Annotated in this window: 14 protein-coding genes and 1 tRNA gene; 9 read left to right on the top strand and 6 right to left on the bottom strand. The window is 43.3% G+C overall.

What is annotated here, in order from left to right:
- Positions 1 to 182: 182 nt before the first annotated feature.
- From F7C14_RS08935 to thiE, 3 genes are all read right to left on the bottom strand, one after another.
- Positions 183 to 253 (bottom strand) — tRNA-Cys (locus F7C14_RS08935).
- Between the two features lie 77 nt (positions 254 to 330).
- On the bottom strand, positions 331 to 1,773 hold the full coding sequence (locus F7C14_RS08930) for a pyruvate carboxylase subunit B (RefSeq protein ID WP_290902017.1): 1,443 nt from the start codon (positions 1,771 to 1,773) through the stop codon (positions 331 to 333).
- 65 nt (positions 1,774 to 1,838) lie between these two features.
- Complete coding sequence (gene thiE / locus F7C14_RS08925) at positions 1,839 to 2,462, bottom strand: thiamine phosphate synthase (RefSeq protein WP_290902015.1); 624 nt, start codon at positions 2,460 to 2,462, stop codon at positions 1,839 to 1,841.
- A gap of 38 nt (positions 2,463 to 2,500) precedes the next feature.
- Here thiE and F7C14_RS08920 point away from each other — a divergent pair, with 38 nt between their 5' ends.
- Positions 2,501 to 2,827, top strand: coding sequence for a dihydroneopterin aldolase family protein (locus F7C14_RS08920; RefSeq protein ID WP_290902012.1), 327 nt, complete (start codon positions 2,501 to 2,503; stop codon positions 2,825 to 2,827).
- Here the strand turns inward: F7C14_RS08920 and F7C14_RS08915 are convergent.
- Positions 2,808 to 3,683 carry a carbohydrate kinase family protein gene (locus tag F7C14_RS08915; protein ID WP_290902010.1) on the bottom strand — a complete coding sequence of 292 codons (876 nt, stop codon included), beginning with the start codon at positions 3,681 to 3,683 and terminating at the stop codon, positions 2,808 to 2,810. The genes F7C14_RS08920 and F7C14_RS08915 overlap by 20 nt on opposite strands.
- A 45-nt stretch (positions 3,684 to 3,728) precedes the next feature.
- Between F7C14_RS08915 and F7C14_RS08910 the strand changes: the two genes are divergently transcribed.
- Entirely contained in the window at positions 3,729 to 5,027 is a 1,299-nt protein-coding gene (locus F7C14_RS08910) for an FAD-dependent oxidoreductase (protein WP_290902008.1), read from the top strand.
- On the opposite strand, the gene tfe is transcribed toward F7C14_RS08910, so the two are convergent.
- Positions 5,011 to 5,538, bottom strand: coding sequence for a transcription factor E (gene tfe / locus F7C14_RS08905; RefSeq protein ID WP_290902006.1), 528 nt, complete (start codon positions 5,536 to 5,538; stop codon positions 5,011 to 5,013). The genes F7C14_RS08910 and tfe overlap by 17 nt on opposite strands.
- A 102-nt stretch (positions 5,539 to 5,640) precedes the next feature.
- Here tfe and dnaG point away from each other — a divergent pair, with 102 nt between their 5' ends.
- The 6 genes from dnaG to gatB are packed head-to-tail and all read left to right on the top strand — an operon-like array spanning position 5,641 to position 11,148.
- On the top strand, positions 5,641 to 6,822 hold the full coding sequence (gene dnaG, locus F7C14_RS08900; RefSeq protein WP_290902004.1) for a DNA primase DnaG: 1,182 nt from the start codon (positions 5,641 to 5,643) through the stop codon (positions 6,820 to 6,822).
- Positions 6,823 to 6,874: 52 nt separating this feature from the next.
- Positions 6,875 to 7,696: a diadenylate cyclase gene (locus F7C14_RS08895; protein WP_290902002.1), complete on the top strand. Its 822-nt coding sequence runs from the start codon at positions 6,875 to 6,877 to the stop codon at positions 7,694 to 7,696.
- On the top strand, positions 7,697 to 8,848 hold the full coding sequence (locus F7C14_RS08890) for an ArsA family ATPase (protein ID WP_290902000.1): 1,152 nt from the start codon (positions 7,697 to 7,699) through the stop codon (positions 8,846 to 8,848).
- A gap of 31 nt (positions 8,849 to 8,879) precedes the next feature.
- Positions 8,880 to 9,062, top strand: a complete 183-nt coding sequence (locus tag F7C14_RS08885) for a hypothetical protein (RefSeq protein ID WP_290901998.1) — start codon at positions 8,880 to 8,882, stop codon at positions 9,060 to 9,062.
- A complete protein-coding gene (locus F7C14_RS08880) occupies positions 9,059 to 9,694 on the top strand; it encodes a PrsW family glutamic-type intramembrane protease (protein ID WP_290901995.1) in 636 nt (211 codons plus the stop codon). The genes F7C14_RS08885 and F7C14_RS08880 overlap by 4 nt, the downstream gene beginning before the upstream one ends.
- Before the next feature lie 32 nt (positions 9,695 to 9,726).
- Positions 9,727 to 11,148 carry an Asp-tRNA(Asn)/Glu-tRNA(Gln) amidotransferase subunit GatB gene (gene gatB, locus F7C14_RS08875; protein WP_290901993.1) on the top strand — a complete coding sequence of 474 codons (1,422 nt, stop codon included), beginning with the start codon at positions 9,727 to 9,729 and terminating at the stop codon, positions 11,146 to 11,148.
- On the opposite strand, the gene F7C14_RS08870 is transcribed toward gatB, so the two are convergent.
- Entirely contained in the window at positions 11,141 to 11,512 is a 372-nt protein-coding gene (locus tag F7C14_RS08870) for a response regulator (protein ID WP_290901991.1), read from the bottom strand. The genes gatB and F7C14_RS08870 overlap by 8 nt on opposite strands.
- Positions 11,513 to 11,689: 177 nt before the next feature.
- Between F7C14_RS08870 and F7C14_RS08865 the strand changes: the two genes are divergently transcribed.
- On the top strand, positions 11,690 to 12,543 hold an 854-nt coding region (locus F7C14_RS08865), incomplete at its 3' end, for a type II/IV secretion system ATPase subunit (protein ID WP_290901989.1).

The raw sequence follows: 12,543 nt of genomic DNA, 5'->3' as shown, positions 1-12,543 counted from the left end.
ATAAATATCTGATTTGTATTTTTCAAAAACTTTCAAAACTAACACTTACAGTTGTGATTTTTCCTCAAGCAATTCGTCAAGCTTTTGAGTGCTATTTCTGATATTCCAAATCAAATCGCTGCAAGCATTTTTAGAGCAAAGTGAATTTCGATAAAAGTAGAGATTTAGACATAAAGTAGAAGAGCCAGGGCCCGGATTCGAACCGGGGTCAGGGGATCTGCAGTCCCCCGCATAGCCCCTCTGCCACCCTGGCAAGGGCAAAAATAATTGGATGGGTTTATTATTTAAGAATTTTGGTCACTTTCGAAATTATAAATTGTAAAAAATTTGTCACTTCGCCGGATTTACGCTGACTTTGTACTTCACTCCCTCGATTTCGACCTCAAATTCTCCAGCCACCTCACCAGCTGGACTCGGGAACGGCTCCTCCTTCGTCTCTCCTTTAAGGAACTTCAATCCGGTTTGCGGGAAGAGGCAGTAAATTAAGACATCTTCGTCGCTGAGGTCCTTCAACCCCATTTCCTCAAGCTCTTTCTTCCTCTTCTCGAATTCCGGCTCAAGGAGATCCGCAGGTCTGACCGTTATCGGCTCCTCGTCACCAAGAATCTTCCTCTTTACCTCCTCTTTTATCGGAGCAGGAGTTCTTCCGTACATTCCCTTGACGAGATCCTTCGTCTCCTTCGTCACAACCTTATACCTCTCTCCGACGAGGACGTTTATCACAGCCTGAACTCCAACTATCTGGGAGGTAGGGGTAACTAAAGGCACGTACCCTAAATCTTCTCTAACTCTCGGCACTTCTTTCAAAACTTCTTCCAGCTTGTCAAGAGCGTTCTGTTCTTTGAGTTGCGCAATCAGATTGCTAAACATACCTCCCGGAATCTGGTAAACGAGGACTCTCGTATCAGGAATTGTCGCAAGAGGGTCGAGATAGCCAGAGTATTTTTCTCTCAACTTCATGAAGTACTCCCTAACTTCAAGAAGAACGTCTAAGTTAACTCCGGTATCGTAACCAAGCTCGTTCAAAGCGTAAACCAAGCTTTCAGTTGGCGGATGCGACGTTCCCATGCTGAGCGGAGACATGCAAGTGTCCACCATCTCAGCTCCAGCTTCAACGGCTTTAAGCAAAGCCATCGAAGACATACCACTTGTGTAATGGGAGTGAACGTTTATCGGCAAGCCTACTTCCTTTTTCAAAGCTTTCACGAGCTCGTAAGCCATTTTTGGAGATAGCAAACCAGCCATGTCTTTTATACAAATGGAATCAACTTCTAAAGAAGCGAGTTCTTTCGCTATCTCCACGTACTTCTCAATCGTGTGGACTGGAGAGATCGTGTAGCAGATAGCTCCCTGAACGTGGTAAGCATCGTACTTTTTCGCAAACTTTATTGATGCTTCAAGATTTCTAACGTCGTTAAGCGCATCGAAAATCCTGAAAATGTCGAGTCCATTTTCAATTGTTTTTTTAACGAACTTCTCAACAACGTCATCCGGATAATGTCTGTATCCAACAAGGTTCTGCCCTCTGAGGAGCATCTGAAGCATCGTGTTTTTCACTCTTTTCCTTATCTCCCTCAATCTTTCCCAAGGGTTTTCGTTCAAAAATCTATGACAAACGTCGAAAGTTGCTCCTCCCCAAACTTCGAAACTGTAAATTCCAGCTGAATCGAAAGTTTCGAGAATCGGCAGCATGTCTCTCGTCCTCATCCTCGTGGCAAGCAGGCTTTGATGACCGTCTCTGAGCGTTAAATCAACAATCCTAACTTTCGCCATGATTTGAATTTGCCAAGCCAAATATTAAAGCTTTTACATTTTATACGAATCGAATAAGTATGAACTCAAAATCGCTTTTCGCTCGCTATTATTTCCAAAAGCTCCTTTGTTGCCTTGTAAGGGTCCTTAGAAGAGGCTATTGCCGAAACAACAGCTACGGCATCGGCTATTTTAATAACCTCCCTAACATTATCCTTATTTATCCCTCCAATCGCAACGACCGGTATTTTTATCGCTTCTTTTACCTCCTTTAATCCCTCCAATCCAATAACTTCGCCAGAGTCGGGTTTAGTAGTAGTTTCAAACACCGGTCCAACTCCAACGTAGTCAGCGTATTTCTCAGCCTCCTTAGCCTCTTCCGCATTGTCAACCGAAACACCGACAATCCCGTCAAAAATTTCTTTAATCTTATCCGCTGGTGGATCCTCTTTTCCTACGTGAACGCCATCAGCGTCGCTCAGCATAGCTATATCCAAACGATCGTTGACGATGAAGATAGCATCGTACTCGTCACACAGCTTTCTGATTTTTCTCGCCACTTCGTAGATTTTTCTTGCTGGCATCTTCTTTTCTCTAAGCTGAATTATTCTCGCCCCAGCTTTTAACGCCATCTCGGCTATATCCTCATGCCTCCAGCCGAAATCGGCGGATGTTATAACGTAAAGTCCACGAATTTTCACAAAAAACATTCAGAAACTTTATTTTTAAGGATTGCGGAAGAATTGGCATGAAAGAAGTTGCCGCTTTCGAGGCTGGAATAAAACTCGGAGCCCTCTTCCATCAATTCGTCGGAATTCCTGTGAGTTTCGAAAATGTCGAACTTGTCGAAAAAACCATGGAAAGTTGTATGAAGCTGCAACCTTATGTAGTTGACGCCGAGGTAAAGATAGACAGGAAGAAGCTCAAAGAAAGGCTTTCATCCTTTAACTACACTTCCCTCGACGGAGACATGATTTTTGCAAGAGTGAAAGTGAAGGTAAACGACGACGAAGTTGAGGCTGTACTCGAATACGACAAAAAGCTGAAATATCCCCTTATGAAATTGCTCTTATGAATTCATCAACGATCCTCTTCGGCGGAAAACTCCTCGCTCCATAGTGTTGAATGTTGTAGGAAGCTACGAAGTTTCCGAGCTTCAAGCACTTCTTAATATCAAGCCCAAGAATTCTCCCGTAAATGAATCCGGAAGCAAAGGCATCTCCAGCCCCAGTAGTGTCAACCGGAGTCACTTCAAAAGCTTTCTCAAAGAACCAAACGCCGTTCGAGTAAGCTTCGGCTCCCCGCTTACCCAAGGTAACAACGACGGTCGGGCAGTAATCAAAAACTCTCTCTCCAAGCAGCTTGAGTTCGGACTCTGAAAGAATTAGAGTATCGACATACTTCAAAAGCTCCTTCAACTTCTTCAATCCCATGGAGGCGTAGGGATAACCGGGATTCAGAATCACCTCTATCTTAAATTTCTTAGCCTTTTTAGCCACTTTCGTGTGGAAATCGAGGCTCTTTTCGCTTGGATAAGGATCGAGGTAAACGTAGTCGAGATCAAAAAATTCCTCATCATCTATTTCGACGTCAAGATGAGTTGAAGCATTTGGATGAACGAAGAACGTCCTCTCCCCGCTACTATCCACGAAAACTTCCACCACTCCTGTTTTCCCATTAACCTCCCAGAGCTTTAAAATTACACCAACCCTCTCCATGCTTTCCTTGAAAATCTTCGCCTCTTCGTCTTTACCAATAGGAGAGAAGAATTTCGCCTTCACGCCGAAGCTTGCAAGTCCGAAAATGACGTTTGCTGCAGCTCCCCCCGGCAACTTGAAACTTTCTTTTACAATTGCGTGTCCGCCCCTCTCGGGATATTTGTCGATCACATTTATTATATCCACCAAAGCTGGTCCAAAGCCGGCAATCATCGTTAAAACAAAAGCTTTAAATTGTTAATAAATTATACTGAGGGTGTGAAAGTTGCCATAATCGGTGGCGGAGCTGCCGGCATGAGCGCTGCGTCAAGAATTAAGAGACTTAACCCGAAAATGGACGTTCACGTTTTTGAGAAAAGCAACTTCGTAAGTCACGCTCCCTGCGGAATTCCTTTTTTTGTTTCGGGAATTGTCGGAGATGTTAACGAGCTTTGTGCCTATACTGCAGATTTTTTTAGAGAGGAGAGAAAAATTAATGTTCACTTAAACGCTGAGGTTGTGGAGGTCGAATACGGGATGCTTGAGTACGTTGAAAAAGGAAGAAGCAAAACCTACGAATGGGACTATCTCCTTTTTTCCACCGGAGCTTCTCCGATAAAAATTTCGAGTTCGAAAAAAGTTCATTACGTTAGGTCGATAGAGGATGCTCCCAGAATAAAAGCGATTGCCGAGAAGTCCGAGAAAATCGTGGTAGTCGGGTGCGGGTATATAGGAGTCGAAGTCGTTGATGCTTTGACGAATCTCGGAAAGAAGGTTATTGTTATCGAAAAAGAGTATCCCCTCCCCGATCACGATGTCGAGGTTTCCGAATTGCTGCTAAGTGAAATGAAAAAGTATGCGGAAGTTAAAACTGGAGAAGCTGTAGAAGAGGTTAGAGAAGTGGGAGAGAAATTGGTGGTGGAAACTAAAGAAAGCGAATACGAAGCGGATATGGTTATTTCCGCTATTGGTGTTAAACCGAACGTAGAGTTGGCGAAAAAGCTCGGAGTAAAGCTTGGAGAGAGCGGAGCGATAAGAACCGATTCTTTTCTCAGAACGAACGTGGAAAACGTTTATGCAGCCGGAGACTGTGCTGAAATCACGAACGTCATAACCCAAAAACCGGACTGGATACCTTTAGCTGCACCGGCAAACAAGATGGGGTTCGTAGCTGGAAGCAACATAGCGGGAAAGCAAATGAAGTTTCCGGGAGCTTTAAAAAGTCAAATGACCTCGTTCAAAGATTTAGAAATAGGAAAAACAGGTTTAAGCGAAAAAGAAGCAAAAAAACACGGATTTGATGCGATCTCAGTTACGATAACCTCACGAGCCACAGCAGAATACATTCCCAACGGAGAGCTGACGGTAAAGATGGTGGCTGAAAGAAACGGCAGAGTTCTCGGAGTTCAGGCGATAGGGAAGGGTGTGGCTAAAAGGATATATGCCGCAGCCTCGCTACTCTATAAAAACGCAAAAGTCGAGGATTTCTTCTTCGTAGACCTCCCCTTTTACCCGCCAAAATCTCCGGTGTGGGATCCGCTGGTTATAGCCGCGAGAAACCTTATGAGATTAATCTGATTAGCTTCTCCAAATGCTCAAGCTCCTTTTTTATAGCCTCAACCGCTTTGGTGTTGTCGAGATATTCCAACATGCTTCCACATTTCGGACACATGAAGTTGTACTCCATCGCTTCTTCATAGTTAACTTTGATGCATCCATTCTTGCAGAGATAGTAAACATTCTGATCTTCCTCCTTTAACTTTTCTTCAAGATTTCTCTTAGTTTTCATAAGTTCTCTCAGCAAAACTTCCTTTTCTTTCTCGTAGTTCAGCTTCCAGAAGTATTCGATCCAGCCAGTGTCGTCGTCTTTAACCCTTCTGTATGAGGCTAAACCTACTTCATATAGAGCAAAAAGGGCTTTTCTGACCTCATTTATTTCGACTCCCAACTCGCTGGATATCTGCTCATCTGTGAACTCATCTTCCAAACCCATAGAATATATAACAAGCCCAATTTCCCCGGCAACCCTTTCGATAAGCTCTGCTAAAAGCTCGTCTACTTCGCTAATCGCTTCCTCTTTTACCTTCACAAAAATTAATTAGAACTTCAACATTTTTTAACTTTACGCAACAAAAGTATATATACTCGCTAACTCAATTATTCTTGCTGCAGAGCGAGCGAGGTGAAAAGAATGAAAGCTCCAAGCGACACAACAAAGTATCTCATTCACGCAGAAATCGTTGCGGAAGGAGTTGTTGAACGCCCAGACGTTGTCGGAGCAATATTCGGACAAACCGAAGGATTGCTCGGCGATGATCTGGATCTCAGAGAGCTTCAGAAAACTGGAAGGATAGGGAGGATAGAAGTAAAAATAGAGAGCAAGTCGGGAAAAAGCTACGGAGAGATAAAGGTGCCCAGCAGCCTCGATAAGATAGAGACAGCAATTCTTGCCGCCGCTTTGGAAACTATCGAAAGAGTAGGTCCGTGTTCGGCTAAGATCAAAGTCAAGAAGATAGAAGACGTAAGAGCGAGCAAGAGAAAGAAAATAATCGAGAGAGCTAAGGAAATCCTGAAAGAGCTGTTTGAGGAGCCGGAAATCGAAAGCGAAAAAATAGTAGAGCTTGTTAGACAAGCAGTAAGAAGCGAGGAGATAATAGAGTACGGAGAAGAAAGATTGCCAGCCGGTCCAGCTATAGATGAGAGCGACGCCATAATAGTCGTTGAAGGAAGAGCCGACGTGCTTAACTTACTCAAGCACGGAATAAAGAATGTCATAGCGGTCAACGGAACAAACGTTCCGAAAACCATAGTTGAGCTAAGTAAAAAGAAAACCGTCACGGCTTTTCTCGATGGAGATCGTGGAGGAGATCTCATCCTCAAAGAATTGCTGCAAGTAGCAGATATCGACTACGTGGCGAGAGCTCCAGAAGGAAAAGGAGTGGAAGATCTGACGCAAAAGGAAATAATTAAAGCGCTAAGAAATAAAGTTCCCGTTGAGCAGATACTATCGAAGATGGAGAAGAAAGTCGAAGAGAAAGAAACCGCTGAGAAGGAGGAGAAGGAGAACAAAGAGGAAGAGTTGGACCTCATAGCAGCCCTTAGAAAGCACAAGGAGGAAATCGAAGGCAAACTCTTAGCGAGGTTCATAGACAGCGATATGAACGTCGTGAAGGAAATACCCGTCAGAGATCTCGTGAAAGTGCTAAAGACGAACAACATAAAAGCAAGCGGAATAATATTCGACGGAGTTATAACGCAGAGAGTGGTGGACATTGCTGCGAAGAAGAACATAAGCTATCTCGTTGGAGTTAGGTTGGGTAGCGTTGTTAAAATCCCGACGAAGCTTAAAATCATAACTTTTGACGAGCTTTAATTTCATCTCTTCGAAAAAAACTATATAATCCTCCTTTCAACACATTTTTTTAATGATAGAATTGCTGATTAAGCACGCTAAAGAAATCGCTAAAGCAGTAGGGGCGAAGAGAATAGTTTTACTTACCGACGAATACGTTAACCCGGAAAGTATCGACGATAACGAAGTTAAGGTTGTACTCTCCCCGGAAAAGTACGTTAACGCTGTGAAGAACACGATATCCATGGCAGACTCTTCCGGCTTCTTTGAGAAAGTTCTCGCCACTCCCGGGATCTCCGAATTCCTCACGAATTACCTTCAGATAATTGGAGAGTTCGGGAAGAGCGTTCTTGTCGTGAGTGTTGGAACGCTTAAGGGGATAATCGTTCTTGATGCGGAAAGCAAGTTTGAAAGAGTACTTAAAGAGTGTTCGAAATACGTCGATCCCGAAGTTTTAAGAGCTGTGATTGCCCTTGCAATAGCCATTGGAGCTGAAGGAAGGGAAGGTAGGAAAATCGGAACGGCTTTCATAGTTGGGGACACGGAAGAAGTTCTGAAGAGATCGAGGCAAATCGTTCTCAACCCATTCGAGGGACATGACGAAAGTGTGAGGGATATAAAGAACCCGGAAAATTGGGAAACGATAAAGGAGTTCGCCCAAATAGACGGGGTTTTCATTGTGGATGAGAAGGGTGTAATAGTTGCGGCTGGAAGATACCTGAACGTTGAAGGAGACGTGGAAATAAAATCCGGACTTGGAGGAAGACACCTGGCTGCTGCTTCCATAACTAAAAATACTAAGGCTATAGCTGTTGTAGTTTCTGAAAGCGGTGGAAACGTGACGGTTTGGAAGGACGGAAAGGTAATCCTTGAAATACCGGTTTCGATGATGTAAATGCCAAGGATAATTCTTTTTACGGGAAAAGGAGGAGTTGGGAAGACTACTATCGCTTCAGCTACTGCGTTCTTAGCAAGCGATCTTGGATACAAAACTCTTGTGATTTCTTCCGATCCAGCCCACAGCCTTTCTGATGCTTTCGAAGTGGAGTTAGGACATAAACCAACGAAAATAGAGGAGAGGCTCTACGGAATGGAGGTAAACGTTCAGAAGGAACTTGAAGAACATTGGGATACGATAAAAAAGTACTTATCGCTATTCTTCAAAAGCCAGGGAATAGATGATGTTTTAGCCGAAGAGCTTGCCATATTTCCCGGATTTGATGAACTTGCAAGCCTTCTGCACCTCATAGAGTTCCACGAAAGTTCAGATTTCGATTTAATCGTTCTTGATTGCGCTCCAACGGGAGAAACTTTAAGGCTCTTAAGCGTTCCGGAAATGGCAAAATGGTACATGAACAGGTTTTTTGGTATAGAAAAGAAGCTTTTGAAGATAGTAAGACCGATAGCGGAGCCGATAATCGATGTTCCTCTTCCAGATGACAACGTTCTCGATAAGGTGCAGGAGCTTTACGTAAAAATAGGTAAAGTTAAAAGCGTCCTCGAAAGTGAGAATACGACGATTAGAATCGTTATGAACCCAGAAAAAATGGTTATAAAGGAGAGCGAGAGAGCTTTCACTTACTTAAACCTCTTCGGCTACAGAGTCGATGCGGTCATCGTAAACAAACTATTCCCAGAAAAAGACGAAGAATTCGTAAGGAGCTGGAGAAGAATTCAGGAAAAGTACATGGAGGAGATAAGGGAAAAGTTCAACCTGCCTATTTTAAAAGCCTACTACAGAGAAAGAGAAGTTGTCGGAAAAGATCTATTAGAGTTCGCCAGAGAAATTTACGGAGGGAGGGATCCGACAGAGATTTTCGCAAGAGAGCAACCGATGAAAATTTACAGCGAAGATGGTTACATGGTTCTGGCTGTGAAAGTTCCCTTCGCCAAGAGGGAGGAACTAAAGCTCTTAAAAAGAGGAGACGAACTGATCGTTTTGCTCGGTCAATGGAAGAGGTACATTTACCTTCCCCAAAGCTTGGCTTACAGGGAAGTAAGCAAGGCAAAGCTTGAAGGGGGAGAACTAAAAGTCTACTTCAGTTAGTTTTTTATCCTCCTTTGTCGGAACTAATTTCATGAAGGAAGTTAAGATAAAAGTACCCGAACCGAAGGACTTCGTTTCGGAAAAAGCATTGTTACACTTCATGAACGCTTACAGAGAGTTTCTCCTCGGAATTAAGGAGCTGGTAGATTTCGCTATAGAGAAGGCAATCGAAGTTGAAAAGAAGGGAGAAGTTAAAAAGATCGAGATAGAATGATCGAAATCATTATTTTTTCAATTTCTCCGACCTTCTTTCTCCTCTGGTACTTCTACCACAAAGACAGGATAGAGCCTGAACCGAAAATTTACGTTTTAGCCGTCTTTTTGTTAGGTGCAACGGTTTCACCGCTGATATCTACAATTCTCTCCCTTCCCTTCGCTTTTTCTCCCTACACACCGGTTTTCATAGCACCGATTTTTGAGGAGGCTTCAAAACTTTTAGCTGCATATGTCCCCTACAAAAGAAAACAGATGGACGGAGTGATGGACGGAGTCGTTTACGGAGTTGCAGCGGGTTTGGGATTCGCTACAACGGAGAACATAATTTACGGTCTGAGTTTCGGTGAAAACGTTGTTTTTCTGAGGGCAATTTTCACTCCGATAGCCCACGCCACATTTACCGCCGTTTCAGCGGTTGGCTTGGGGTTAATGGCGGAGAAGAAAGTCAATACCGTTCTTCCGTTCTTAGTGACCGCAATAGTTCTACACTCCATCTGGAACTTCTTTGCTCTGATATACTTCCCCTTCAATGCTGTCCTTTTAGTTCTTAACATTCTGCTCCTCAGAAAGCTCGTGGAGATCGGTTTGAGGGAAGATATAGAAAAGATGAAATACTACCTGTCAAGGTAAAAAGTTTTATTCAAGCCTAAAAAATTCTGAGCATGGACGTGAAGATTGGATTGGAAGTGCATGTTCAGCTGAATAAATTGAAGACCAAGCTCTTTTGCTCATGCTCACTCGATTACCATAGGGATGAGCCAAACACTCACGTTTGCCCCGTTTGTCTCGGATTGCCGGGGGCTATGCCAGTTTTGAATGAAGAAGCCGTGAAGGCTGCAATAAAAGTTGCCTTGGCTTTAAATGCGGAAATTCAGCCAGTTACGATATTCGACAGAAAGAACTACTTCTACCCCGATCTTCCCAAGGGTTTCCAGATAAGCCAGTACGACATGCCCCTCGCCAAAGGAGGATACGTAATGATAGAAACTGAAAACGGAGAGAAGAGAATAGACCTCAAGAGAATACACATGGAAGAAGACCCGGGCAAGCTCGTTTACAAGGGGAGCATAACCACAGCAAAATACAGCCTGATAGACTACAACAGAAGCGGAGCTCCCTTGCTTGAGATAGTTACCGAGCCTGTGATTAGCTCCCCTAAAGAGGCGAGGCTTTTCCTCAACAAGCTGAGGATTATTCTGGAGTACTTAGACGTTTTCGACAGCGAGCTTGAGGGGGCGATGAGAGTTGACGCAAACATAAGCATAGCCGGAGGAGGAAGGGTGGAGATAAAGAACATCTCAAGCTTCAAAGGGGTAGAAAAAGCTCTTACCTACGAGATCACGAGGCAAAAGAATTTGCTGAAGAGGGGAATGAAGGTCGAAAGAGAGACGAGACACTTCGATGATGCAAACAACATAACAGTTTCCCTCAGAAGCAAAGAGGAAGAGCAAGACTACAGATACTTTCCAGAGCCAGATCTCGTTCCCGTCTATACGTCAGAATTTATCGAAATAGCTAAGGCAGAGCTTCCAGAGATGCCGGAAGAGAAAAGGGAAAGGCTTATGAAAGAATACGGAATAAGCTTGGAAAAGGCAAAAATCCTCGTCCTCGATCCTAAAATGGCTGATTACTTTGAGATAGTTGCTAAAGAAATTGATCCAAAGGTTGCTGCAAGCTGGATCGTCGACGTCTTTAGAGGTGAGCTGAACTACAGAAGCATGAGTTTCAGGGAAGCTTTCAACATTTTCAAGCCAGAAGAGTTCATAAAACTTCTAAAACTCTTCCTTGAGGAAAGAATAACGGAAAAAGGAGTCGTGGAGGTTATAAGGAAAAAACTCGACGAGGGAGGAGACGTGGAAAAAATAATTGAGAGAGAAAAGCTCTATGCCATTCCGAAATCCGAAATTGTGAGGCTATGTAAAGAAGCGATAGAAAAGAATCCCAAAGCTGTTGAAGACTACAAGTCCGGGAAAAAGCAAGCAGCGAATTTCTTAGTCGGATACGTAATGAAAGCAACGAGGGGGAGAGCTGATCCGGCTGAAACCGCGAAAATCATAAAAGAAATGCTCGAAAATCTTACGTAACAGCTTTTTCCTTATTGGAGAGAAACTTCTCTATCTTTTCTATCAACTCCTTCTTTTTTATCGGCTTCTCTATTATGTCAAGAGCACCAGCTTTAAGCATCTCCTCCCCTTTGTGGGGAGCGTAGGCGGTAATAGCTAACACAATAGCGTTGGGATCCATGGACTTTATAATCTTCGTCGCCGTAATACCGTCCATTTTCGGCATGAGGATGTCCATCAAGACTATGTCCGGTTTATACCTTTTGTACAGCTCAACCGCCTCCTCTCCGTTAGTTGCGGTTATGACTTCATAGTTCTTTGAAAGCATCATCTTCAAAAGTTCAAGCAAAACAAGATCATCGTCAACTATCAGCACCTTCCTCATTAACACACCTCCATTTTTCACGATAGTGATAGTGATGTTGGAAAGTACTTAATTTTTTCGGTAAATTAAAGTAAAAATTTATTTAAACGTTAAATTTTTAGGTCATGATGTTTGCAAACGATAATTACCATGAGAATAGTAAGTTTTAATAGGTTGCAGTTGCGAAGTTAAAATTGGATGCTCAAACTGAAGCTTCGAAGGAAGGAGAAGGTCGAAAGGGAGAAAGAAGCGCTTCCGGAAGTTGACGAAATCCCCATAGATGTAAACTTTCCCGAAGGTTATGAGGTCGTGGAGGATTACTGGATAGAAGAGCCTTACTCCAAAATTTTCATTTTATTTGATCCAAAAGAGGAGGAGTATTTATATTACGTCTCAACACCCGTTCTGAACGAGTATGAGAGATCGATATACTACGTAATCGAAGATTTAATTCCCGACTTCGTTTCCTCCGACACCGAGGATAAAGTTGGGTATTTGAGAGACGTTTTCGAGAAAATCTTAAAGGACATAGGGTTCAAACTTCCAGAGGTTTCGAAGGAGAAGATTTTTTACTACTTAAAATGCGACTTCATAGAATTCGGGCCGATTACTCCTTTGATGAGGGATCGTTTGCTTGAGGATATAAGTTGTAATGGGTATGGGAAGCCGATATTTGTTTATCACAGGAATTATCAGAATCTGCAGACGAACATAGTTTTTTCTGAAGATGAGCTCGACAGCTTCATAATTAAGCTTGCGCAGCAGTCCGGGAAGCATATAAGCATTGCCGAGCCGATGCTTGATGCGACTTTGCCAGATGGAAGCAGAATTCAAATGACATTGGGAAGAGAGGTCACCGACCACGGCTCAACATTCACAATCAGGAAGTTCAGAGACGTTCCTCTGACGCCAATAGATCTAATAGCCTGGAAAACCTTCAGCTTGGAGGAAATGGCATACCTCTGGCTCTGCATAGAAAACAAAAAGAACTTGATCTTCGCCGGAGGAACAGCAAGCGGAAAAACAACAAGCATGAACGCCATTAGCTTGTT

Origin of the sequence: Ferroglobus sp. (assembly GCF_015521575.1) — an archaeon.
GTDB lineage: Archaea > Halobacteriota > Archaeoglobi > Archaeoglobales > Archaeoglobaceae > Ferroglobus.
This window is presented reverse-complemented; position numbering and strand designations above follow the sequence as displayed.